The sequence below is a fragment of the Pseudothioglobus sp. nBUS_23 genome (assembly GCF_051201565.1).
Classification (GTDB): domain Bacteria; phylum Pseudomonadota; class Gammaproteobacteria; order PS1; family Pseudothioglobaceae; genus Pseudothioglobus.
Window position 1 is genome coordinate 198,073 of the sequence record NZ_CP179200.1, and the last position, 26,043, is coordinate 224,115.

At 40.1% G+C, this 26,043-nt stretch carries 15 protein-coding genes, 2 tRNA genes and 3 rRNA genes; 16 read left to right on the top strand and 4 right to left on the bottom strand.

All coding sequences use genetic code 11. The annotated features are described in order from the left end of the window. The first annotated feature begins 89 nt into the window (after nt 1-89). Both ACMAZA_RS00995 and ACMAZA_RS01000 read left to right on the top strand, forming a co-directional pair. Nucleotides 90-371 carry a hypothetical protein gene (locus ACMAZA_RS00995; RefSeq protein WP_435189244.1) on the top strand — a complete coding sequence of 94 codons (282 nt, stop codon included), beginning with the start codon at nt 90-92 and terminating at the stop codon, nt 369-371. Nucleotides 372-680: 309 nt separating this feature from the next. Continuing rightward, nucleotides 681-1,256: a hypothetical protein gene (locus ACMAZA_RS01000; protein ID WP_435189246.1), complete on the top strand. Its 576-nt coding sequence runs from the start codon at nt 681-683 to the stop codon at nt 1,254-1,256. Between the two features lie 44 nt (nt 1,257-1,300). Here ACMAZA_RS01000 and mfd read toward each other — a convergent pair whose 3' ends face one another. Both mfd and ACMAZA_RS01010 read right to left on the bottom strand, forming a co-directional pair. After that, nucleotides 1,301-4,732 carry a transcription-repair coupling factor gene (gene mfd / locus ACMAZA_RS01005; protein ID WP_435189248.1) on the bottom strand — a complete coding sequence of 1,144 codons (3,432 nt, stop codon included), beginning with the start codon at nt 4,730-4,732 and terminating at the stop codon, nt 1,301-1,303. Continuing rightward, on the bottom strand, nt 4,729-5,319 hold the full coding sequence (locus ACMAZA_RS01010; protein ID WP_435189250.1) for a Maf family protein: 591 nt from the start codon (nt 5,317-5,319) through the stop codon (nt 4,729-4,731). Before ACMAZA_RS01010 ends, mfd begins: the two co-directional genes overlap by 4 nt. 56 nt (nt 5,320-5,375) lie before the next feature. Here ACMAZA_RS01010 and ACMAZA_RS01015 point away from each other — a divergent pair, with 56 nt between their 5' ends. Continuing rightward, entirely contained in the window at nt 5,376-5,864 is a 489-nt protein-coding gene (locus ACMAZA_RS01015) for a dihydrofolate reductase (RefSeq protein ID WP_435189252.1), read from the top strand. Beyond that, a complete protein-coding gene (locus tag ACMAZA_RS01020) occupies nt 5,861-6,043 on the top strand; it encodes a DUF6726 family protein (protein ID WP_435189253.1) in 183 nt (60 codons plus the stop codon). Before ACMAZA_RS01015 ends, ACMAZA_RS01020 begins: the two co-directional genes overlap by 4 nt. On the opposite strand, the gene gltB is transcribed toward ACMAZA_RS01020, so the two are convergent. Further along, nucleotides 6,040-10,557, bottom strand: coding sequence for a glutamate synthase large subunit (gene gltB / locus ACMAZA_RS01025; RefSeq protein WP_435189255.1), 4,518 nt, complete (start codon nt 10,555-10,557; stop codon nt 6,040-6,042). The genes ACMAZA_RS01020 and gltB overlap by 4 nt on opposite strands. Before the next feature lie 137 nt (nt 10,558-10,694). Here gltB and yaaA point away from each other — a divergent pair, with 137 nt between their 5' ends. Beyond that, complete coding sequence (yaaA, locus tag ACMAZA_RS01030; RefSeq protein ID WP_435189257.1) at nt 10,695-11,447, top strand: peroxide stress protein YaaA; 753 nt, start codon at nt 10,695-10,697, stop codon at nt 11,445-11,447. 53 nt (nt 11,448-11,500) lie between these two features. Further along, nucleotides 11,501-11,767 carry a glutaredoxin family protein gene (locus tag ACMAZA_RS01035; protein WP_435189259.1) on the top strand — a complete coding sequence of 89 codons (267 nt, stop codon included), beginning with the start codon at nt 11,501-11,503 and terminating at the stop codon, nt 11,765-11,767. Here ACMAZA_RS01035 and ACMAZA_RS01040 read toward each other — a convergent pair. Next, nucleotides 11,764-12,675 (bottom strand): Nudix family hydrolase, encoded by a 912-nt coding sequence (locus ACMAZA_RS01040; protein WP_435189261.1) that lies wholly within the window; start codon nt 12,673-12,675, stop codon nt 11,764-11,766. The genes ACMAZA_RS01035 and ACMAZA_RS01040 overlap by 4 nt on opposite strands. 108 nt (nt 12,676-12,783) lie before the next feature. Between ACMAZA_RS01040 and gshA the strand changes: the two genes are divergently transcribed. The 10 genes from gshA (at nt 12,784) to ACMAZA_RS01090 (ending at nt 26,038) form a co-directional block, all read left to right on the top strand. Next, nucleotides 12,784-14,346, top strand: coding sequence for a glutamate--cysteine ligase (gene gshA, locus ACMAZA_RS01045; protein ID WP_435189262.1), 1,563 nt, complete (start codon nt 12,784-12,786; stop codon nt 14,344-14,346). Next, nucleotides 14,336-15,679 (top strand): tRNA uridine-5-carboxymethylaminomethyl(34) synthesis GTPase MnmE, encoded by a 1,344-nt coding sequence (gene mnmE / locus ACMAZA_RS01050; protein ID WP_435189264.1) that lies wholly within the window; start codon nt 14,336-14,338, stop codon nt 15,677-15,679. Before gshA ends, mnmE begins: the two co-directional genes overlap by 11 nt. A gap of 366 nt (nt 15,680-16,045) precedes the next feature. Beyond that, a 16S ribosomal RNA gene (locus tag ACMAZA_RS01055) occupies nt 16,046-17,585 on the top strand. 91 nt (nt 17,586-17,676) lie between these two features. Then, nucleotides 17,677-17,753, top strand: a tRNA-Ile gene (locus ACMAZA_RS01060). Nucleotides 17,754-17,777: 24 nt separating this feature from the next. After that, nucleotides 17,778-17,853, top strand: a tRNA-Ala gene (locus ACMAZA_RS01065). Nucleotides 17,854-18,157: 304 nt separating this feature from the next. Beyond that, a 23S ribosomal RNA gene (locus ACMAZA_RS01070) occupies nt 18,158-21,047 on the top strand. Between the two features lie 147 nt (nt 21,048-21,194). After that, nucleotides 21,195-21,310 (top strand): 5S ribosomal RNA (gene rrf, locus ACMAZA_RS01075). Together the 16S, 23S and 5S rRNA genes with 2 tRNA genes alongside form the textbook arrangement of a ribosomal RNA operon. Before the next feature lie 105 nt (nt 21,311-21,415). Continuing rightward, nucleotides 21,416-22,366: an MBL fold metallo-hydrolase gene (locus ACMAZA_RS01080; RefSeq protein WP_435189266.1), complete on the top strand. Its 951-nt coding sequence runs from the start codon at nt 21,416-21,418 to the stop codon at nt 22,364-22,366. Nucleotides 22,367-22,538: 172 nt separating this feature from the next. Then, complete coding sequence (locus ACMAZA_RS01085; protein WP_435190439.1) at nt 22,539-25,127, top strand: efflux RND transporter permease subunit; 2,589 nt, start codon at nt 22,539-22,541, stop codon at nt 25,125-25,127. Further along, nucleotides 25,124-26,038 carry an outer membrane lipoprotein-sorting protein gene (locus tag ACMAZA_RS01090; protein WP_435189268.1) on the top strand — a complete coding sequence of 305 codons (915 nt, stop codon included), beginning with the start codon at nt 25,124-25,126 and terminating at the stop codon, nt 26,036-26,038. Before ACMAZA_RS01085 ends, ACMAZA_RS01090 begins: the two co-directional genes overlap by 4 nt. The last annotated feature ends 5 nt before the right edge of the window (nt 26,039-26,043 follow it).

Consider the following 26,043-nt stretch of genomic DNA (forward strand, 5'->3'; position numbering starts at 1 on the left):
GCCTTAAACCATTGTAAATTCTTGTCAAATTGTTTATGATGCTTACATATATTGAATTTCGTTAATTATTAAAGTAAGGTTGTTAGGTTATGGCAAAAGCAGTAGCAAGATTATTTCAGCTTAGAAAAGCTCTCGATGAGTGTGAGAAAGAGTTTGGTTTGGCTGGTTATTCAGAAGTTGAAAAGGCAGTTTTCTCTTATATTAGTTCAAATGCAAATGCGACCATCACTTCAATTAAAAATGACCCCTATTTTTCTAAATACTCCTTGTCGACAATTAAAAGAGCAGTTCTTTTCTTAACATCGAATGAAGTTATTAAGGCTGAACAGTCAACTTTGGACAAAAGGGAGATGATTTTGACGCTGCAATAATAGCAGCAAAGAGTTAAAGTGAGCGAAGCCTATAGATACCTCACTAAAAAAGTACAATAGGAATCGACTGATTCTGCCAGCAGCGATTAATAAATTAATACAGAGGAGTGAATCTTACTTGCAGGTAAAAGGGTGTTGCCCTAAAACAATTAGGTTGAAATGCCTAGATGAAGCATTAATCTGCATACTTCAAAAATTTTCGATATGTGATAACTCGTTTAGAAGAATCGCAGATGGGTCTTGCATTGGTAGGGGTTTTTTAAAAACCTGGATGCAAACATCTAAAAGACCAAACTACGGAGCAGTAAGATGAAAAATAATTCTTTAGAGATTCAGCCCCAAATAACAACATTTATGATAGTTGTATTTTGTTACTTTATTAATGGCCCTTCTTATCCATTTATAGGGAATCTTGTCTGGCTGCCTTTAGGTGCGATGTCGTTATGTTTTCTATTATTTGGGTTTAAGGTATTTATTGTTGCAATATTAGCCTCTCAATTCTCAGAATTTTGGTTTCATTCTCTGCCTTTTTTTGATCAGCTGACGCTGATTAGGACTGTTTCTGGGGCGATTGGCCCGGCTCTTGCAATTTCAAGTATGAGGTTTTTTAAACTCTCTAATTTTTTTGATGGTGAGAGGCTGGTTTTTCATCACCTTATTTTTTTAGCAATCTTGACCGCTCTATTTAATACATTAATTGCATTTTTTGTGTCCTCTTATATCATTTCAAATGGTCAAGTTGATGAGACTATTAATGCCACAGACTTCTTAAGGAATTATCTAATGGGAGATATTTTAGGCTGTTTGATTGTTTTATTTTTTGCAGCTCTTGTGGTTGTTCCTTTTATCAAATACTTCTTACCAAGGATTGCTCCAGAAGAATAATTCTTTTGAGCCGGATAGTTCCAATAGTTTTAAAAATGACCTTGCTAAATAAATGATTTGAGAACATCAGTAATTTTTCTAATTCTCAATTGATCAGCTTCCATATCCTCTTTCACAACTATGGTCTTTTGATTTTTGAGTTGAAACTGCTGGGGACTTGTTTGAATCAGATTGATAATTTTTGATATATCAATGTTGCTGCTGTCATTTAGAGTAATTTCTGCCCTATCGTCGTAAATATTGACTTTAAGAATTCCTACTTCTTGAGATAAGTTCTTGAGTGAAGATGACTCAAATAAATTTTGAGTTGACTCGGGTAGAAGTCCAAATCGATCAATCATTTCTACCTTTAGTTCTTTCAATGAATCCTCATCTTTAGCACTTGCAATTCTTTTGTAAAGTATTAGGCGTTCATGAACATCAGGCAAATATGTCTCTGGGATGATGCAGGATATTCCAGTGTTAATTTCCACCTCTTCTGTTGTTGCATCTTTTAAATCAAGTGTGTAGTTATTTTTAATCGCGTGAATAGTTCGCCTGAGAAGATCATGATAAAGATTAAATCCAATTTCAGAAATCTTTCCACTTTGATTTTCACCTAGTAAGTCACCCGCCCCTCTTATTTCAAGGTCATGATTTGCCAACATAAATCCAGCACCAAGCTCTTCTAATGAAGCTATTGCGTCGAGACGTTTTCTTGCATTCTCAGTTATTGATTGAGTTGATTTGACTACTAAATATGCATAAGCTTTGTGGTGAGAGCGACCCACTCTTCCACGGAGCTGATGAAGCTGAGCAAGGCCAAAATTTTGAGCATTATTGATAATGATGGTGTTAGCGCTAGGGATGTCGATACCAGTCTCAATAATTGTTGTGCAAACTAGAAGCTGAAAACGTTGGTGATAAAAATCAGTCATTATTTGCTCAAGCTCTTTACTCGGCATTTGACCATGAGCTACCCTAATTTTTATATTAGGCATGAGATCTTTTAATGATTCCGCCATGTTGTCAATGGTATCGATGTCATTATGAACAACAAAGATTTGTCCACCCCTATGCAGTTCTCTTGAGCATGCCTCGGTAATTGTATTGTTATCCCACTCATCAACGAAGGTTTGAATTGCAGTTCTTTTTGCTGGAGGAGAGGCAATAATAGACAATTCCCTTAACGAACCAAGTGCCATATTCAGTGAGCGAGGAATTGGAGTCGCTGTCATGGTTAAAATATCACTTTGACCACGGATTTTTTTTAGCGACTCTTTTTGTTTGACGCCAAACCGATGCTCCTCATCAATAATAATTAAACCTAGATTTTTATAGCTGATACCCCCTTGAATGAGTTTATGAGTCCCTACTACAATATCAATTTTTCCTAGCTTGAGGTCAGCTTTAATTTGGGTTTGTTCTTTATTATTCTGAAACCTAGATAAAGATTTAATAACTACTGGAAATTTAGAAAAACGGTCTGTGAATGTCTGATAATGCTGATTAGCAAGAAGCGTTGTTGGGACAAGGATAGCAACTTGCTTTCCTGATTCTACAGCTAGGAAGGCAGCCCTCATAGCAATTTCAGTTTTACCAAATCCAACATCTCCGCAGACCAGTCGATCCATAGGTTTATCAGACTGCATATCCAATAAAACATCGTTCATAGTTTTAATTTGATCAGGTGTTTCTTCAAATGCAAAGCTTGATACAAATGAACTATATGAGTCATTAGGGCTTGGGTACGAGAAGCCTTTTTGAGATTCTCGTTTTGCATAAATTTCTAATAGCTCAGCCGCAACATCATAGAGTGATTCTGCAGCTCTTTTCTTTGCCTTTGTCCATTGCTGACTCCCTAATTTGTGAAGAGGTGCATTATCTGCGCTCACTCCTGTGTATCTTGAAATAAGATTTAAGCTGGTGATAGGAACCATGAGCTTTGAGCCATTTGCATATTCTACTGAGAGAAAATCTTGTTGGTTGTCATCAAAACTTCGACTGATCAGACCCAAATACCGCCCAACACCATAATGCTCATGGACTACAGGATCACCCAGTTGAATTTCAACTAAGCTTTTGATTGCTTCATCAAAATCTTTATGTTTCGCTCGACGCCTGCGTTGCTGCTTGACCGCATCTTGTCCAAATAAATTATTTTCAGTAATAATTGCTATTTTTTCGAAAATAACTCCTTCACTTAAAGTTGCGTGAGTTATGCTCAATTTTGAATTTTGATTCAGGAAGTCAGACCAGCTAAGGCACTCTTCTGCTTTTAAATCATAAGAAGATAACAAATCATTAAGAACGCTTTGCCTACCTTCAGATTCACAAACGATTAGAGTTCGACCAGTAAAACTTTTAATAAAGCTGAATAATTTGTTGAGCGGGCTCTTGGTTTCAGCTTCAATCTTAACAGGAGGAAGAATGGATGACTTAAAGTCTAAACCCTCAGCTTTGAGTGTCTTAGATGTTTGAATTTGAACCTGCTTTTTTTTATTGAGAGCAGCAAAAAAATCATTGGTATTTAAGAAGACCTTGTCCACTTCAAGGGGCAATCTTTCTAAAGAGTTTTGACAGAAGTTAAAGCGCTCTAACAACTCTTCACTCTGCTGCTCAATTGATTCATCAAGTCCTTTCTGATAGGCAATGACTGAATTATCTGGAATGAAGTCAAACAAGGTATCAGTTGTTTCAAAAAATAATGGCAAATAGAATTCAATTCCTCCTGGATATCTTCCTTCACTGACCTCTGTATAAATGAAACCATCAGTATTACCAAACTCCGATAAATAATTTTTTTTGAAGATATCTATACTGTCTTTGTCTGAAGCAAACTCTCTTGCGGGTAGGAGTTGAATTTCTTTAATGATCTCAATTGACCTTTGTGAAGAAGGGTCAAAGGATCTAATCGACTCAATCTCATTATCAAAAAGATCAATTCTGAATGGGTTTTTTGCACCCATTGGGTACATGTCAATTAGCGCACCTTTTAATGAGAATTCACCTTGCTCCATTACAGTGGTAACTCTTCGATATCCAATTTTTATGAGGTTTGCAGTAAATGAATCAACCTCAAGGTACTGATTATTTTTAAGACTCAGGCTATACTTATCTATATAGCCTTTTGGGCATATTCTTTGAGACAGGGCTTCTATCGTGGTAACGATAATTCCAGACTCTAGGGACGATAATTTGGCTAGCGCACTGAGTCTTGAAGAAACAATGTCAGGATGAGGTGAGAAATGATCAAATGCTAAAACTTCCCAGCTTGCAAAACTCAGGATCTCAATGGATTTATTGAAAAAAACGAGCGACTTATTGATTTCGTCATAATGCTTTATGTCTCTTGCAATATAGAGAACAAAGCCTTGATTAGATTCTGCAAACTCAAGAAGTGCAAGTGCTTCTGAGGGGCCAAATAATGAACCCCAATAATTCTTTCTGAAGTCTGAAGAGATTGACTTAGATTCTTCGGGATAAACTATGCTCATAGAACGTGAACATTTTCCTTTGCGAGCATATCGATTAATTGAATAGTGGGAAGGCCAATAAGACTGTTGGGATCATTACCCTCCATTTCACTGAATAATGCAATTCCTAAACCCTCTGACTTGAAGCTACCAGCACAGTTAAGGACATCTTCCTTCGATAAATAGTTTAATATTTGCTTTTCTGATAGCGCCTTAAATGAAACTTTGAATTGTTCAACATGAACCTGAGTATTATGATTTTTTGTGTTCATCAAAACTAACCCAGTAAGAAAGTTTAGAGTTTTTCCAGAACTTTTTTTGAGCTGAAGGACTGCATTTTCATGACTACCAGGTTTGGTGAGGACAGAGTCATTGGGTTTGTATCCACTATCCAATGTAGCTACCTGGTCAGAGGCAATAATTAGACCTGTCTTAGATTTTGCCACTGCCATTGCCTTTTCTTTTGAGAGTCGAGCAACCAAATCAATGGGTGATTCGTTCTCTCTCCTGGCTTCATTGATCTCTGGTGCAACAACTTCAAAGTCGAGCCCTAGCTTGTCAAGTATAGCTTTTCTGAATGGCGAAGATGAGGCAAGAATGAGCGACACTGAAAGATTAAAGATTGTAAAATAATCTAATATTTTACTTCAATCAGGCTGAATTAATGCGCTTATCAATAGTCGTGGCAATGGACGATAATCGTTTGATTGGTAACAATAATCAACTTCCATGGCATCTTCCTGCAGACTTAGCCTACTTCAAAAAACTTACCACGGGTAAGTCAATATTAATGGGAAGAAAAACTTATGATTCTATTGGGAGGCCTCTGCCTAATCGAAGAAACATTGTAGTCACTCGCAATACAAAAATTTCAATTCCTGGGTGTGAAGTTGTATCAAGTATAGCTAACGCGCTTGAACTAACGAAAGGAGAAGAAGAGGTTATGGTAATTGGAGGTGCAAGTTTGTGTGAGCAGCTCCTCCCACAAGTCAGTAGACTATATATTACAAAGGTTGATGGAGAGTTTGAAGGGGATGTTTTTTTTCCAAAATATGATGATAGTCATTGGCAGCAAGTGAGTTGTGAATCTCATCCAAAAGACCATTCAAATGCCTACTCACACCACTTTATTGTTTTAGATAGAGCCCAATGAAAAGATTTGCTATATTAACTTTATTGATTGTACTCTTGTCAGGCTGCGTCTTCACTAAGGTCGTTACAGTCCCTATGCGAGTCACGGGCGCAGTCGTCTCTGTGATTCCAGTGGTTGGCGATGGAGTTGATAATATCTTGGGTGCTAGCGCCGATGTTATCGACGCGATACCTATTTAGACTGCTTTGAGATGCTTTTTATCCTGAGCAGCTAGAACTGCTTTAAGTGCCTTAGGCATGACTTTAGTGAAGTGAATAGCCTCTTTATCCCAGTTGTCTAGTATTTTTTCAGCTATTTTTGAACCAGTATATTTTAAATGCTTTGTTGTAAGCTCACGAAGCTCGGATAGTGATTCCTTATCCATTGGGTCAAAGTCAATCATCGCTGCATTGGCTCTGGACTCTAATGTTTGATTTGGGTTATAAACGTATGCAATACCACCACTCATTCCAGCACCAAAGTTTCTGCCAACCTCGCCTAAAATAACTGCTCTTCCACCTGTCATATACTCACAACCATGATCGCCAATGCCTTCAACAATAGCAATTAAACCTGAATTTCGAACACAAAAGCGTTCAGCTACTTGACCTGAAAGGTAAAGTTCACCACCTGTGGCACCATAACCACAAACATTTCCAGCAATAATTTCATTTTCAGAGGAATAAGTTGAATCTTTAGGAGGGTAGACAATGACTCGACCACCCGACAGCCCTTTTCCTACATAATCATTTGCATCTCCCTCTACTGACATAGTAATACCTTGAGCGAGAAAGGCTCCGAAAGATTGTCCAGCCGAGCCTTGGAAATTAATTTGAATTGAATCTTCTTTGAGATTGTTACCTTGCCTTACTTTAACAACATGCGATGACAGCATAGCACCAACAGCTCTATCTACATTAGTAATACTTGATTCAAATTGAATCCTCGTATCGTTCTCAATAGCAGCTTTAGACTTTTCAATTAAATCTAGATCTAACTGCTCCTCAAGTTGATGATCTTGCTTAATGCTTTGATAGGTTCCAGCATCTCTATAGAGATTTTCTGCAGGAGTTAATATTGCGCTCAAATCAATTGAATCTTGCTTCCAGTGATTAATTGCTTTATTCATTTCAAGCATATCAACCCTTCCAACCATATCAGTTAGTTTAGAAAAGCCAAGTTCAGCCATGATAGTTCTTAATTCTTCTGCAACCATAAACAGATAGTTAACTACATGCTCTGGTTTGCCAGTAAATTTTTTACGTAATACTTTATCTTGAGTCGCAATTCCAACAGGACAAGTATTTAGGTGACATTTACGCATCATAATACAGCCAAGAGTAATCAATGGAGCCGTAGAAAAGCCGAACTCTTCAGCACCCAGCAAGGCAGCAATTGCAACATCTCGTCCAGTTTTAAGCTGACCATCAGTTTGAATTACGACCCTTGATCGAAGGTCATTCATGACCAGTGTCTGGTGAGTTTCAGCAACACCTAATTCCCATGGCAGTCCTGCATGTTTGATTGATGTGAGTGGAGAAGCTCCAGTTCCTCCATCGTGTCCTGCGATTACAATATGATCAGATTTTGCCTTAGTGACTCCAGCCGCAACCGTTCCGACGCCAACCTCTGATACAAGTTTGACACTGATTCGAGCATCTGGATTAGATCGCTTAAGGTCAAAAATCAGTTGAGAGAGGTCTTCAATGGAATAAATATCATGATGAGGAGGTGGGCTGATAAGGCCAACACCTGCTGTCGAGCATCGAATTTTAGCAATGCCCTCATCAACTTTTCCACCTGGAAGTTCTCCACCCTCGCCTGGTTTAGCGCCTTGGGATACTTTGATTTGAAGTTCATCAGCATTATTCAGATAGTCAATTGTAACGCCAAATCGGCCTGAGGCAACTTGCTTAATGGCGCTGCGTCTAGAGTCACCGTTAGCATCTGGCGTCCAGCGTTTTGAGTCTTCACCACCTTCACCAGTGTTTGACTTTCCACCAATGCGATTCATAGCTATCGCAAGTGACTCATGTGATTCAGCTGAGATTGATCCGAAACTCATAGCGCCAGTAACAAATCTTTTTACAATTTCTTTTGCAGGCTCTACTCTTTCTATATCGATTGGATGCCCATCTTTAAAAGACATTAGACCACGAAGTGTGCAATTTCTCGTACCCTCTTCGTTTGATTTTTTAGAAAATTCCCAATAAGCATTCTGATCATTACCTCTAGCAGCTTGCTGCAAAGAAGTAATTGTTTGTGGCTCCCACATATGCTTTTCACCTCCACTTCTCCAGTGGTAATGACCCAGGTTATCAAGTGATTTTGTTAAAAATGCTTTCTTATGTTGCGTTTCAGATTCTTGTTGAATAACATCAAACCCAACTCCACTGATTCGACTTGCGGTTTCAAAAAAGCATTTGTTCATAACTTCATCAGAGAGCCCAACAGCCTCAAAAATCTGAGCGCCTTTGTAGGATGCTAAAGTAGAGATACCCATTTTTGCCATAACTTTGAGCATGCCTTTGGCAATGGCTTTGCGGTATGACCTAACCACTTCTTCATCATCATTCAGGTTAATTAATTGATCTCTTCTGGCTTGCCATAATGCCTCAAAAGCTAGGTAAGGATTTACGGCATCAGCGCCGAATCCAGTCAATAGACAAAAGTGATGAACCTCTCTGGCCTCTCCAGTTTCCACTATGATGCCTACTTGAGTTCGCATATGGTTTGCAACAAGGTGCCTGTGAACCGCTGATGAAGCGAGGAGAGAGCTAACTGCATTTCGATCAGAACTTATATTTCTATCTGACAAAATGACAAGGCTATGACCATCTTTAATAGCTTGTGTGCTCTGCTCACAGATTGAGTCAAGCATGTCACTTAAATTGTGATTGCTATTTGTCTCGTATGTTATGTCTATAGTCTGACTTGTCCAGCCTCTATGGTCGCATTGATTGAGTGCAGCCATTTCCTCATTAGTTAAAATTGGATGATCAACGACCAGTCGGTGAGCATTCTCCTCCTTGTTACTCAATAAATTTCCTTCCGGCCCTATGGAGCAACTCAGAGACATAACGACTTCCTCTCTGATTGAGTCAATTGCAGGATTAGTTACCTGAGCGAAGAGTTGCTTAAAATAGTCATAAATAATTCGAGACTGATCTGACAAGCATGCCAGTGCAGAGTCATTACCCATTGAGCCAACTGGATCTCTTAGTTCGCTGACCAGAGGAAGCAACATAAATTGAAGGGTTTCAGTGCTGTAGCCAAATGCTTTAAGTCTGTTGATCAGAGTATCAGGGTAGAATCCTTTGGAATCGCCTTCTGATGTCAAATCGGCTAACGATATCTGTTGATGACTTAGCCAATCTGCATATGGGTTCTTGCTTGCAAAGCTATTTTTAATTTCGTTGTCATCAACTAGCTGGCCTTTTTTAAAGTCAACAAGGAACATTTTTCCAGGTCTAAGCCTTCCTTTTGTTTTGACATTATTTGTTGCAACATCAACAACACCAACTTCAGAAGCCATAATCACGCGATCATCATGAGTGAGATAATATCGTGATGGTCTTAGGCCATTTCTGTCGAGTACTGCCCCAATATAGCGTCCATCCGTAAACGCAATTGATGCAGGGCCATCCCAAGGCTCCATTACGTTTGAAAAGTACTCATAGAAGGCTTTTTTCTCTGAACTCATTTCAGAATCATTCTGCCAAGCCTCTGGCACCATCATCAATACCGCTTCCTGAAGAGATCTGCCGTTCATCAGTAAAAACTCTAAAACATTATCAAAGCTTCCAGAGTCAGACACCTCAGTTTCTATGACTGGGAGAGTTTTTGAAAGGTTATCGCCAAAGACTTCACTCTCGAGAACCCCTTCTCGAGCCCTCATCCAGTTGTAATTTCCTTGGCGAGTATTAATTTCACCATTATGAGCCATAAACCTACAAGGCTGAGCCCTGTCCCAGGATGGAAATGTATTAGTAGAGAAGCGAGAGTGCACCATCGCCAGATAAGTACTAAATTTTTTATTACTCAGGTCAGTGTAGAAGTCTAATAATTGTGACCCCATGAGCATCCCTTTGTAGATGATAACTCTAGTTGATAAACTGCAGACATAGAACATCAAGGCCTGAGAAATTGATTCATCAGTTCGTATTATTTTAGAAATATTTTTACGAATAACATACAGGACTCCCTCAAAAGTATCCTGATCTAAATTACTAGCATTTTCAATGATAAGCTGCTTAATTTGAGGCTGTGATTCACGTGCTGTGTTGCCTACATTGGCGAGCTTTGAGTCAACTGGAACGTCTCTCCAGCCAATCAAAGACTGACCTTCTTCTTTAATAATTTTTTCAACTATGGCAATGCAGTAATCTCTTTCTTTCTGATCTTGAGGTAAAAAAACATTACCAACACCGTAATGACCAGACGTTACATTAATACCAAAGAGTTTTTTAATTTCGTCAGAGAAAAACTCATGTGGAATGTCAGTAAGTATCCCAGCACCATCACCTGTATTTGCCTCACAACCACAGGCACCACGATGGTCCATTCTCGTTAACATCTCTAATGCATCTTGAGTAATTTGATGAGATGAGTTGCTTTTAAGGTTAGCAATAAAGCCAACTCCACAGTTTTCCTTCTCATTCTTTGGGTCGTAAAGCCCACGCGCTTTTGGCAAATGTAATTGCTTATTTTTCATAAGTATAGAGTCTAAAACGGACACAGACGAACTTTCAATAATACCGTATTTATTGACAAAAATAAACCCCAAATTATCCCATATCTATTGTTATGAAAGGGATTTTAAGGTAGAATTATTTTCATTTTCCTAGTCATATGTTAGCAATAATTTCACCTTCAAAAACTCAGGATTTTTCTCAATGCAATCTTGATGTCTTTTCTCAAACTAGGCAAATTGAGAGCTCAAATGAGTTAATTGGCATTCTCAAAAACCAAAGTAAATCCCAGATTTCAAAATTGCTGTCATTGAGTGAAAAGTTATCCGAACTAAACTTTGATCGTTTTCAGAATTTTCATCTACCCTTTACCCTTAAAAATGCCAAGCAGGCAATTCTTGCATTTAAGGGCGATGTATATAACGGGATTAATGCACCTGACCTAACTAATGAAGACTTAGAGTTTGCCCAAGGCAAAGTAAGAATGCTTTCTGGTCTTTATGGCGTTATAAGGCCTCTTGATTTGATACAGCCATACCGCTTGGAGATGGGTACAAAGCTTAGCAATGAAAAGGGGAACGATCTTTACGACTACTGGGGGTCTGATATCAGCAATGTTCTGAATGATGACGAATCTGATTTAATTGTTAACCTTGCATCAAATGAATACTTTAAGGCGATTGATCAAAGTACCCTCAAAGCAAATATTCTAGATATCGTTTTTAAAGAAAAGAAGGGGGACGCTTATAAGGTTATTGGAATATATGCTAAAAGAGCCAGAGGTTTAATGGTTAATTACATTATCAGAAAAAGACTAGAAAACCCTGAAGGCCTAAAAGACTTTTCTGATGAGGGTTATCGATTCGATAAAGATTTATCGAGTGAGTCGTCTTGGGTCTTTTTGAGGGGTTGAAAGTTACACTATTCATCACTACATAAATCCAACTTACTTAGCTAATAAATTATATGATTAAAGTGTATACATCGCATTCTTGTTTCTACTGCACTAGGGCCAAGAACTATTTAGATAATTTGGACATTGAATACGAAACTCTCAATATTCAGGAAGATAGTCAGGCTCGCGATTTTTTTGTTAAATCCGGTTATAGAACTGTGCCCCAGATTTTTGTAAATGACACTTTGCTTTGTAGCGGTGGATCGGATGGTTTGGTTCAAATGAGCAAGCAGGATATCCAAGATAAATTCCTTGAGATAACAGGTTCGCCACTCTAAACTCCTCTGATACCAGCAATACCTTTTGCGCCAATACTCAATGCCTGTTTCAGAGAGTCATTATTCATTCCCCCAAGGAGATAAATAGGTAGTCTGCTTTGAGAGATAATTTCTGAAGCCCTTGTCCATCCAAGAATTTTAGTATCAGGATGAGAGAGAGTTTTATTAATTGGAGACAGGCTTATATAATCCAAAAACATTTTTTCGGCATGCTTTACTTCTTCTAAATTGTGTGTTGAAGCTCCAATAAGCTTTTCCTCAGAAAGCTCTTTGGGAGAAAAATTCAAAAGCTCTTGAGTTGTTAGATGCCAACCATCACATGGCTCTCTAAAATTCATTTGGGGCATATTTAAAATAAGCTTCACACCATTTAACTGACATAATTGATTAAATTTTTCAATGTACTGCTTATCAAGTTGAAGCTTACTTCTGAGTTGAATCATTTTTTTGCCATCAGCAATATGCTGCGAGCATTGCTCAAGAATTGAGTCAGTATTATGATTTTCTGGAGTTATCCAATAACAATCTGGAAGAGATATTTTTTTAATAATTTTCCACATTGTTGGTAGAAGCTTAAAGTTCATAAAGTTATCAATATTGCACCAAGAGTATTCTTGTCCCTCTTCACCAGAAGGAATTCCAGAGTACTCCTCAATCATATATACCGAGAGATTAATTGTCTTTTCAGGATATTGCTGATGAATTGTCTGAGTCAGGCCGCACTTGATAACTTTGATGCCTGTTTCCTCAAATAGCTCACGCTTAAGTGCGTCATGATGACTCTCATTGCTTTCTACCTTACCCCCAGGAAGCTCCCAAAAGTCAGGCATAAACTGATTTTTTTGACGCTTAGCAATAAAAATATCGCCTGATTCATTTCGTATTATTCCGACTACAACTTCAATCATTTTTTTCTAGATTTCATATTAGCTTGATATATTTTATAGATATCTTTACATTATCTCTGTCATGATGAGACAAGGTAAAATAACTATTTTAATGTTAGAGATTAGAAAGTGAGTCTTCAGGAAAAAATTAATTCACTACATCCATTTAAAGATAGTTTAGGTGAAAATCTAATTGGAATAGAAAAGGAAGGGCTTCGCGTTGCCAAAGATGGCACAATTGCACAGACGCCTCATCCAACTAGTTTTGGTTCAGCGTTGACCCATCCAGAAATTACCACTGACTTTAGTGAGGCATTGGTTGAAATAGTGACGCGTCCCATAAAGGGCGCCACTAATGTCATCGATGAGCTGTCTAAAATTAACCACTTCATCAATCACCATCTAGAAAATAATGAGCGTTTTTGGCCCGCAAGTATGCCTTGCATATTAAGAGGTAAAACTAATATTCCTATAGCTTATTATGGTGAGTCCAATCTTGGAAAAATGAAGACAGTTTATCGCCGAGGCTTAGCAAATCGTTACGGTAGCGTTATGCAAGCTATAGCCGGTATTCACTTCAACTATTCTTTCTCACTGGAATTTTGGGAGTCTTACCAAAAAACCATTGCATCTGAGAGCAAATTAGATTCTAAAAGATTTATGAGTCGCCACTACATGGCGCTCACACGAAATGTATTAAGATATGGCTGGCTGGTGACTTATTTATTTGGCGCCTCAGCTACAGTTTGTAAATCTTTTATGCAAGACTATCATGAACACAACTTAGAAGAATTTGATGACAATACCCTTTACCTTCCGTATGCAACGTCTCTAAGAATGGGTGATATTGGTTATCAAAACTCTCAGGAAGACAAAAAAGGGGTAAAGGCAAACTACAATAGTTTGCGTCATTATATATATAGTCTCAGAGCTGCAATGCAAACCAATTGTGATTCTTGTGAAGCTATTGGTGTAAAAAAAGATGGAGAGTATCTTCAGCTCAATACTAACATTCTTCAGATTGCTAATGAATACTACTCCTCAGTTAGACCCAAGCCAATAATGAATGGTAGTGATAGACCTCTTGGCGCACTCTTAAAAGGTGGCGTTGGTTATGTAGAATTAAGATCGCTTGATGTGAACCCCTTAATTAAAGACGGCATAAATGCAGAACAGGTCCAGTTTCTAGAATCATTTATGTTGTTTTGCCTGTTAGAGGACTCACCTGTTGTTTCTACTGAGCAGATATATGAAATAGATATAAATGCTAACTTAGTAGCTCACAGGGGTAGGGAGCCTAATCTCAAATTGAAGTATAACGGCGAAGAGGTATCTTTAAAGAATTGGGGCCAGTCTATCCTCAATAAAATTGCTGAGTGTTCAGCTCTTCTCAGTGATGCGCATGTTGACTCGGTAAATCAAATTTCGAATAGAATTAAAAATCCTGACCTCACTCCATCAGCGCAAATGCTTAATGAGATGAAGCATGAAGAAAAAGGATTTTTTGAATATACGGATCAGTTCAGTCATAAATATCAAAAACTCTATCAAAACATGAAGATTAATGATGGTTACTTTTCTGAGTTAGACAAACTCAGAACACTATCATTTGAAAAGCAAAGAGAGATAGAGTCAGATGACAAGGTAAGTTTTGATCAATTCTTAGAAGAATACTTTTCAAGTGACATTTAAAGTAGAGACAATCTGTGCTATCGCCTCTGCAATAGGACAGAGTGGTATAGGTATTGTTAGAGTTTCGGGCCCACTTGCCAAATCTATCTCCAAGATAATACTTAAAACAGATTTAAATCCAAGATATGCATACTATGGAGCTTTTTATGATGCTAAAAGTATTGTTATTGATCAAGGTGTAGCTATTTTTTTTCCAGGGCCAAACTCTTACACAGGTGAGGATATTGTTGAGTTTCAGGGGCATGGTGGCGCCAGTGTTTTAAGAAAAATCCTTGAGATAATACTTGACTTAGATGTTCGACTTGCTGAACCTGGAGAGTTCAGTAAAAGAGCATTCTTGAATGGCAAAATGGATCTAGTGCAAGCCGAGGCCGTCCAAGATTTAATTCAGTCAAGCTCTGAAGAGTCTGCATTAAGTGCAGTCAGATCATTAACAGGAGAGTTTTCGGAAAGAATAAATAAAATACTTTCTGAATTAGTATCATTGAGAGTGTTTATTGAAGCCACCATCGATTTTTCTGATGAGGAAATTGATTTTTTAGAATCCCATGAGGTATCGAATAAACTTCATAATCTTAAGCAGAAGCTTTTAGACATTCACAAAACAGCAACTCAAGGCGCTATTCTTAGAGATGGTATTCATGTAGCAATTGCCGGTAAACCTAATGCAGGTAAATCAAGCTTGCTCAATATGTTAACAAAGCAGTCTAGTGCCATAGTCACCGATATTGCTGGAACAACAAGGGACGTTCTCAAAGAAACTATTCATTTAGATGGGATGCCGGTTCACATAATTGATACAGCTGGACTTCATAATAGTGATGATGTAATAGAACAAGAGGGCATCCGAAGGGCACATAATGAAATTAATAATGCTGATGTCATATTGCTAGTTTACGACTCTACTGATTCTGAGTTAGATTTAGGCATCTTGCCTGATTCAGTTAAAAATAAACCAAAAATAATTGTTAGAAATAAAATTGATCTAGTTGACCAACAGCCATCTATGAAGAACATAGGTAACAACCTGGAGGTTTCTATCTCTGCAAAAAATGGAGATGGGATAGATTCAGTTCGAGCTGCACTCGCGCAGCTTGCAGGACATAATTCGAGCATCGAGGGTGTGTTTGTAGCTAGAAAAAGACACCTTGATGCAATAGATGAAACGCTTGAATTTATCAATAATGCCATAGGTCAACTAAATGCAGGATCTAGTGAGCTTGTGGCAGAAGATCTTCGTCTGGCCGGATCAAAGCTTGGCCGAATTACAGGTGAATTTTCATCGGATGATCTTTTAGGAGAAATCTTCTCTTCATTCTGTATAGGGAAATAGAGTACAATTTAGAGTTTCGAGAGAAAAAAATTAGGAATTTTTCGAGCTCTTCGCTTCTCTCTATATTGTTGATTTAAAACACTATTTTATGTAATCACTCAATCGGGTTTTTAGTGCTTTAAACTTTATTTGATAAAAATTAACAATATAGCTTGACGCTAGGATTTGAGCATGTATAATTTCCCGCTTTCACCGCACAAATCAGTCATATTTTGAGCGGTAGTTCTTTAACAATTTATCAAGCAACTTGTGTGGGCACTCGTGCAAGAAATTGTGCAGTGCACATAAAAAACAAAAGCAGATAAGCTTTTTAAAAAATTGAACTATTGGTTATAAAATGCCAAGTGTTCTAAAAAGTCAAAGATTGAACTGAAGAGTTTGATCCTGGCTCAGATTGAACGCTGGCGGTATGCTTAACACATGCAAGTCGAACGGAAACGATACTAGCTTGCTAGTAGGCGTCGAGTGGCGGACGGGTGAGTAACGCGTAGGAATCTGCCTGATAGTGGGGGATAGCCCGGAGAAATTCGGATTAATACCGCATAATCTATTCGTAGTAAAGTGGGGGACTTTCGAGCCTCACGCTATCAGATGAGCCTGCGTAAGATTAGCTTGTTGGTAGGGTAAAAGCCTACCAAGGCGACGATCTTTAGCTGGTCTGAGAGGATGATCAGCCACATCGGGACTGAGACACGGCCCGAACTCCTACGGGAGGCAGCAGTGGGGAATATTGGACAATGGGGGCAACCCTGATCCAGCAATACCGCGTGTGTGAAGAAGGCCTGAGGGTTGTAAAGCACTTTCAATTGTGAAGAAAAGTTAACGGTTAATAACCGTTAGCCTTGACGTTAACTTTAGAAGAAGCACCGGCTAACTCCGTGCCAGCAGCCGCGGTAATACGGAGGGTGCAAGCGTTAATCGGAATTACTGGGCGTAAAGCGTGCGTAGGCGGTTTATTAAGTCAGATGTGAAAGCCCCGGGCTTAACCTGGGAACTGCATTTGAAACTGGTAAACTAGAGTATGGTAGAGGAAAGTGGAATTTCTGGTGTAGCGGTGAAATGCGTAGATATCAGAAGGAACATCAATGGCGAAGGCAGCTTTCTGGACCAATACTGACGCTGAGGTACGAAAGCGTGGGTAGCAAACAGGATTAGATACCCTGGTAGTCCACGCCGTAAACGATGATAACTAGCCGTTGGGGGGATTTACCCTTTAGTGGCGAAGCTAACGCGTTAAGTTATCCGCCTGGGGAGTACGGCCGCAAGGTTAAAACTCAAAGGAATTGACGGGGACCCGCACAAGCGGTGGAGCATGTGGTTTAATTCGATGCAACGCGAAGAACCTTACCTGGTCTTGACATCCTGCGAACTTTCTAGAAATAGATTGGTGCCTTCGGGAACGCAGTGACAGGTGCTGCATGGCTGTCGTCAGCTCGTGTCGTGAGATGTTGGGTTAAGTCCCGTAACGAGCGCAACCCCTATCCTTATTTGCCAGCACATTATGGTGGGAACTATAAGGAGACTGCCGGTGATAAACCGGAGGAAGGCGGGGACGACGTCAAGTCATCATGGCCCTTACGACCAGGGCTACACACGTGCTACAATGGGAAGGACAAAGAGCCGCGAAGCCGCGAGGTGTAGCTAATCTCATAAACCTTTTCGTAGTCCGGATTGGAGTCTGCAACTCGACTCCATGAAGTCGGAATCGCTAGTAATCGTAGATCAGAATGCTACGGTGAATACGTTCCCGGGTCTTGTACACACCGCCCGTCATACCATGGGAGTGGGTTGCACCAGAAGTGGCTAGTCTAACTTAGTGAGGACGGTCACCACGGTGTGATTCATGACTGGGGTAAAGTCGTAACAAGGTAGCCCTACCGGAAGGTGGGGCTGGATCACCTCCTTAAGAAAAGCATGAGTGTTCACACAAGTTGTTTGATAATAATAAAGTAAGAGAAAAAAGACCAATAACCCAAAGTCAATTTTTTTGATATTAAGGGTCTGTAGCTCAGTTGGTTAGAGCGCACCCCTGATAAGGGTGAGGTCGGTGGTTCAAATCCACCCAGACCCACCAATTTCTGGGTTATTAGTTTTAATTGGGGCTATAGCTCAGCTGGGAGAGCGCCTGGTTTGCATCCAGGAGGTCAGCAGTTCGATCCTGCTTAGCTCCACCATTTTTCTCAAGTGAAAACTTAAATAAGATTTAGTCATAAGTTTTATTTAAGTTTTTATACCCTTTCTGGTGCAAACTGGACTGGGAGCTCTTTAACAATTTGGATATGAAGTAAAGTTTGTTAAATACAATACAACGTAAGGTGTATTGCATTGACACAACAATTTCAAAAAATATGGATTCTCATTGATAGATTAATTTCTATCATTGATAAATAGAATTCACTGATTGTATCGAAAGATATAACTAGTGACTTCACAAGGTGAAATACGAAACCATTTAACCCAGATACTTTGGGGTTATATGGTCAAGTGAATAAGTGCATACGACGGATGCCTTGGCAGTAGAAGGCGATGAAGGACGTGATAATCTGCGATAAGCTTCGGTTAGCTGATAATAAGCTTTAACCCGGAGATCTCCGAATGGGAAAACCCAGTGATCATAAGATCATTATCCTTAACTGAATACATAGGTTAAGGAGGCAAACCTAGGGAACTGAAACATCTAAGTACCTAGAGGAAAAGAAATCAACCGAGATTCCCTTAGTAGCGGCGAGCGAACGGGGACCAGCCCTTAAGCAATTTTTTGATTAGTAGAATGTTCTGGAAAGTTCAACGACACAGGGTGATAGTCCCGTATACGAAAATCTTTTAATTGTGAAATCGAGTAAGGCGGCGCACGTGAAACGCTGTTTGAAAATGGGGGGACCACCCTCCAAGGCTAAATACTCTCTACTGACCGATAGTGAACAAGTACCGTGAGGGAAAGGCGAAAAGAACCCCGGGAGGGGAGTGAAATAGAACCTGAAATCGTATGCATACAAGCAGTGGGAGCAGACTTGTTCTGTGACTGCGTACCTTTTGTATAATGGGTCAGCGACTTACTTCTCAGTAGCAAGGTTAACCATTAGGGGAGCCGTAGGGAAACCGAGTCTTAAATGGGCGTTTAGTTGCTGGGAGTAGACCCGAAACCGGGTGATCTATCCATGGCCAGGGTGAAGGTTAGGTAAAACTAACTGGAGGCCCGAACCCACTTATGTTGAAAAATGAGGGGATGAGCTGTGGATAGGGGTGAAAGGCCAAACAAACCCGGAGATAGCTGGTTCTCTCCGAAATCTATTTAGGTAGAGCGTCATGTATTACTTCTGGGGGTAGAGCACTGTTATGGCTAGCGGGTCGTCAAGACTTAGTAAACCATTGCAAACTCCGAATACCAGAAAGTATGAGCATGGCAGACACACTGCGGGTGCTAACGTCCGTAGTGGAAAGGGAAACAACCCAGACCGTCAGCTAAGGTCCCAAAGTTATAGTTAAGTGGGAAACGATGTGAAAAGGCATAGACAGCCAGGAGGTTGGCTTAGAAGCAGCCATTCCTTTAAAGAGTGCGTAATAGCTCACTGGTCGAGTCGGTTTGCGCGGAAGATTTAACGGGGCTAAACTATACACCGAAGCTGCGGATCGCAATTTATTGCGATGGTAGGAGAGCGTTCTGTAAGCCGTTGAAGGTGAACTGCGAGGTTTGCTGGAGGTATCAGAAGTGCGAATGCTGACATGAGTAACGATAAAGGGGGTGAAAAACCCCCTCGCCAGAAGTCCAAGGTTTCCTACGCAACGTTAATCGGCGTAGGGTTAGTCGGCCCCTAAGGCGAGGCAGAAATGCGTAGTCGATGGGAAACGGGTTAATATTCCCGTACTTCATATAACTGCGATGGGAAGACGGAGAAGGTTAGCTCAGCAAGGCGATGGTTGTCCTTGTTCAAGCGTGTAGAAATGGTTCTTAGGAAAATCCGGGAACCTCTATTTCAAGGCGTGATAACGATCCCTCTTTTGGGAGAAGTGAGTGATACCATGCTTCCAGGAAAATCCTCTAAGCTTCAGGTTATATGAAACCGTACCCCAAACCGACACAGGTGGACGAGATGAGAATTCTAAGGCGCTTGAGAGAACTCGGGTGAAGGAACTAGGCAAAATGACACCGTAACTTCGGGAGAAGGTGTACTCTTGTTATGTGAAATCACTCGCTGATAGAGCAGAAAAGAGTTGAAAATACTAGGTGGCTGCGACTGTTTATTAAAAACACAGCACTCTGCAAACACGTAAGTGGACGTATAGGGTGTGACTCCTGCCCGGTGCTTGAAGGTTAATTGATGAGGTTAGCGCTTGCGCGAAGCTTTTGATCGAAGCCCAAGTAAACGGCGGCCGTAACTATAACGGTCCTAAGGTAGCGAAATTCCTTGTCGGGTAAGTTCCGACCTGCACGAATGGAGTAACGACGGCCACACTGTCTCCACCCGAGACTCAGTGAAATTGAAATTGCTGTTAAGATGCAGTATACCCGCGGCCAGACGGAAAGACCCCGTGCACCTTTACTACAGCTTTGCATTGAACTCTGATCCTACTTGTGTAGGATAGGTGGGAGGCTTTGAAGCTTTAACGCTAGTTAGAGTGGAGCCACCCTTGAAATACCACCCTGGTATGGTTGGGGTTCTAACCTAGGTCCGTAATCCGGATCGGGAACAATGCATGGTGGGTAGTTTGACTGGGGCGGTCTCCTCCCAAAGAGTAACGGAGGAGCGCAAAGGTATCCTCAGCACGGTCGGACATCGTGCAATGAGCGCAAAGGTAAAAGGATGCTTGACTGCGAGACTGACACGTCGAGCAGGTAGGAAACTAGGTCTTAGTGATCCGGTGGTTCTGAGTGGAAGGACCATCGCTCAACGGATAAAAGGTACGCCGGGGATAACAGGCTGATACCCCCCAAGAGTTCACATCGACGGGGGTGTTTGGCACCTCGATGTCGGCTCATCACATCCTGGGGCTGAAGCAGGTCCCAAGGGTATGGCTGTTCGCCATTTAAAGTGGTACGCGAGCTGGGTTTAGAACGTCGTGAGACAGTTCGGTCCCTATCTACCGTGGGCGTTGGAGACTTGAGGGAAGCTGTTCTTAGTACGAGAGGACCGGAATGGACACACCTCTGGTGTTTCGGTTGTGACGCCAGTCGCATTGCCGAGTAGCTATGTGTGGAAAGGATAACCGCTGAAAGCATCTAAGCGGGAAGCCCCTCCCAAGATTAGGTCTCCCTGATTATTTAATAATCCTAAAGATCCCTCGAAGACTACGAGGTTGATAGGCTAGGTGTGGAAGTGCAGCAATGTATGAAGCTAACTAGTACTAATTGATCGTGAGGCTTGACCATATAACACCCAAGATATTTGGAGATGTTGTTGTGTCAACAGGCAATATGCCTTATAAACTTTACTTTATCCATTTTGTTATACCTCTGGTATAAAAACTTTTTAATTCATTTGAGTTAGGTTTCGACTTAGTTCAAGTAAGCAGTTTGCTTAGTGATAATAGCAAGTGTGACCCACCTGATCCCATCCCGAACTCAGAAGTGAAACCACTTAGCGCCGATGGTAGTGTGGGGTCTCCCCATGTGAGAGTAGGACATTGCTAGGCTTTTATTCAAAATACCCCGACCTTTTAAAAGGCGGGGTATTTTTTTATCTAAACTAATTCAAGTAAAATCAAGCTTCTTAAAAAGAATTTAATTTCAAAGCATTCATGATGAATACAGTAGAAGTAATAAATATTGCTGAAGGGATTGATGTTGTTGATTCCGGATACTACAGTCAAGACTTTGCAGCAATATATCTTCTGAGGCAGAACAGCAAGGTTGCCATTATTGAAACAGGAACCAATTATAGCGTTCCTGTTGTAGAGAATGCCCTAATGAAGAGCGGCCTCACTCTTTTAGATGTCTCTTATGTAGTTCCAACCCATGTCCATCTTGATCATGCGGGCGGTGCTGGTGAGCTGATGCGGCAATGTGTAAATGCCAGATTAGTAGTTCACCCGAGAGGCGCACGTCATTTGATTGACCCAAGTAAACTCGTTGCGGGCGCTACGGCTGTCTATGGAGAAGAGAAATTCAAGGAATATTATGGTGAAATTATTCCAATAGATGCCAATAGAGTTACTGAGGCAGATGATAACTTTATTTTAGATTTTGATGGAAGAGAACTCAGATTTATTGATACGCCTGGACACGCGAAACATCATTTTTGCATCTGGGACAAGACAACGAAGACTATGTTTACAGGCGATACGTTTGGCATCTCATATCGCGACCTTGACCATCAAGATGATGTCTATATCTTGCCGAGCACAAGCCCTGTCCAGTTTGATCCTGAGGCCCTTGCTAAAAGCATCAATCGAATCATGGATTTTAAGCCAGAGCGCGTCTGCTTAACCCATTTTTCAGCCATTAAACCTACCAAGAAAGTTGTCAATAAATTAATAGAAAGTATCCACTTTGTAAGCGATTTAGCAATCAAGCATGCAGACAAAAATGATGCAGAATCAATCATTTATAATAATATGATGGATTATTTTCTTAAAGGACTGAATGAGATTGGGTTTCACAATAATGATGTTGCAAGAGACAGATTAAGTCTTGACGTTCAAATTAATACTCAAGGCCTCATTTACTGGCAGAAAAATAGACAAGGATAAGACTTGAATTTAAACCTTTAATGAACAAATAGATATAATATAAGTCGGCGTTAGTAACTTAAATATGAAGAATCTATTACTTTATCTCAATGGGTATTTTGCAAGGGTACCTGGCCAACTTATTCCATATCGCAAAATAGTTCTCATACTTGCTTTGCTATCAACCATTTTTATGGGTTTTGGCGCCTCTCGTTTTGTACTAGATACATCATTTGATGTCTGGTTTAGTGAGTCCGACCCTGCAATCGAGGCTTTGGATGAGTTCCGGGATCAATTTGGAAGTGATGACGGTCTCTTCATTGTTTATGAAGCTAAAGACGGTGATGTCTTCTCAAATAAATCGCTTACTTTAATCGCAGAGATCACAGAGACTCTAGATAATTATGAGCAAATCAGTGATGATGTATGGCTTAACCAGTATGGCTTAACTCCAGATATTGTTGAATCACTATCGCACATCAAGCGCGTTCAATCTTTATCAAACATTAGAATTCAGAAAAATGATGACGATGTTTTAAGTTCGCCCCGCTTAGTGCCTAAAAATATTCCAAGTGATGTCAGTAAGCTCAATGCCATTAGTTCTGAGGCAGACGATCAGCCTTCTCTTGAGCTATTTATGTTTTCTAAGGATCATCGCTATGGGGCAATCTCTATCAAAACGGATTTTGGCGCTATTCCAGTTGTTCAAGAGTCTAGTGATGACGTCTCTCTTTTTTCTGACGATGATTGGAGTGATGATTTTGATGCTAGCATGGATGATAGTGCTGTCATCCAAAAAATTGAATACCAGCCCGACGAGCCTGCCCTTTATATTCCATTTATGAAGGCTATAACAGCGATCACAGAGCAGCCAGAGATGACTGAGCATTTCAACTTTTATCCAATTGGTAACTCTGCAATGATCTCTTTAGCTATGGACACTCTTATCCAGGCTGCATTCTTATTGGTAGGAATGGTAGTCATCATAAACCTCTTGCTTTGGACTTTGTTTCGCTCTGCCAGCGCGGTTGTTCTTCCTCAGCTTGCAATAGGTCTGAGTATATTGTTTGTCATTGGTGGCCTGAGTTGGTTGAACTTAGCATCAACAACTCTCATCGCTTTAACAGTAATGCTTGTTATTGCGGTAGGTGTTGCAGACTGTGTTCATGTTATGAGCTCCTATTTGTTTTTTAGGCGAGATGGGAAGGAGCACAATGAGGCACTCTCTAAAGCTTATGGCAAGACTGGGGTTCCAATACTCCTAACAACCATTACAACAATGGCAGGTATGTCATCACTTGCTGCAATAGGCATGCCGATGTTTGTACAGTTTGGCCTTTCTTCCGCGGCAGGGGTTTTCTTTGCCTTTTTATACACAATCTACTTGCTACCCGTTTTGTTAAATTACTGGCATCCAATGCAGATTAAAAAATCAAGTAATGAAGATACTTATAACAAAAAAGGAATTAGAGCTCTAGTCCTATTGCTGAAATCAAAGATATTAAGTTTTTTATGTTTCTTTGCAAAACCCCTATTAAGTGCATCACAAAAAGTTGGTTTGACCTGGTTAGTGAGCGCAGAGTGGCTCCAGCCGTTATTAGACAGAATCCCAGCTTTTGTAGAGCGTTTTCGATACCTGATTGCCATCATATTTTTTGGCGGGTTTATCGTGTTTTTGTATGGCGCAACGCAAGTAAAAATAGACTCTAATCTAGTTGAACTTTATTCTGACGATGTTCCAATTGGACAGGCATATGACATTGTTGATGACAATATGATGGGGACTGGAAACATGGTCATAGTGGTTGATACTGCTGTATCTGATGGAATCATGGATCCTGCGGTATTAAGCTCGATGGATAGACTTCAGACTAAAATCGAAGATAGTTATAGTGATTACATTATCCGTACAAATTCCCTAGCTGACCTCGTTAAAGATACTCATGCGATTATGCAAAGTTCAGAGGAATTCAGAACTATTCCTGACAGTCAGATTGCAGTCTCCCAGCTCCTTTATCTCTTTAATAGTTCCAATCCAGAGGAGCGGAGAGCCTTAGTCAGTGATGATTTCAGTAAAAGCCATATTAGTGTTCAACTCAGGAATGCAGGATCAGAAGAATACAAAGATTTTTTTGATGAGATACAGAAGGATATCAATAACGAGTTTAACAAGCTTACAGCAACCTATCCAGAACTCAAGGTTCAAATTACTGGCTCATTTGCATTGATGATGAGGCTAGCAGATGATATCAGCAAGAATCAATTTAAGAGTTTGGCGATAGCAGCAGTTGTTATCAGTTTGCTTATGATGTTGACACTTGGTTCATTGCAGGCAGGTGTAATCTCGATTGTTCCAAACCTAATTCCAGCAACATTGGCTTTTGGGTTAATGGGCCTACTTGGGATTTCGCTGGATACAGATACGCTCATGATTGCACCTTTAATTATTGGTATTGCGGTCGATGATACAATTCACTTTATTAGTCATTACAGAATGTCACTCGCTCAAAACCACAACATGAAAATCGCGCTGGTTGAAACCATAAAAGAGGTTGGTCAGGCGGTTACGTTTACTACACTCATACTGGGTTGTGGGTTTTTTATGTTAACCTTTAGTGACTATTTAGGATTAGCTAAAATAGGGGGCTTTGGCTCCTTAGCAATTTTTGTAGCGCTGCTATGTGACCTGTTGTTTTTCCCTGCACTGATAATGATATTCAAGCCAAAATTTGGCCAGAAAGACGTTGATGATAATTTAAACTTTATAGAGGTTTCAAAATGAATAAACCAGTAAGAAATGATTTGAACTTAAAACTGCTCATGTTAAGTTTCTGTGTAGCAATGTTTAGTCTTAATGTCAGTGCTGATACTGATATGAGCGCAAGAGAAATCATGGAAAGAGTTGACGAAGAGTCCAGAAAGTCAACAGACTCTGCGTTCACCAGAATGAAGTTAACGACTTGTAAATATGGCAAAAAGGATGGCAAGATTAAGTGTGCTGAAAAGCCCCGTGTTAAATTAGTCGAGAATGCACAAATCAATACTGGCGTTGATGATAAGGATACCAAGAGTGTCGCAATCATTCTTGAGCCAGCCAGTGAGAGAGGCATTGGAATGCTCTCTTACAGCTATGATGATAGTGACAGAGATAATGAGACCTGGCTCTATTTGTCTGCGCTTGGAAAGGTGAAGAGAATAAGTGTCAGAAATAGTGATGACGAGGAGACTGAGTCGGCTAGTATTTTTGGAACTGAAATGACAACAGAAGATCAGGAGTCCGGAAAGCTCGATGACTATACCTATGAATTACTAGAGCAAGGTAAGTTTAGAGGTCGTGACGTTGCCGTCATTGAGTCGACACCAAAGCCTCATCGACTCAGTAAAAGTAGTTATGGAAAAACCCAGAGTTGGGTAGATACTGAAAGATTCATTACCTTGAAGGTTCAAATGTTTGATAAGAACTCCAATCCTATTAAAAAGCTTGAGGTAGGTAAAGTTGAAAAAATTAATGATGTTTGGATGGGTAGAAGTTTGACATTTTTTAATACTGTCAGTAACAGGCTAACCAATATGAGGCTTGAGGCTATCAATTTTGATATGGACATTAAAGAGGATTTTTTAACTCAGAGAGCCCTTACTGATCAGGCCTTCAGAGAGAAATATCTGAAAGATCTTCGCAAACAGGCCAAATAAATCTT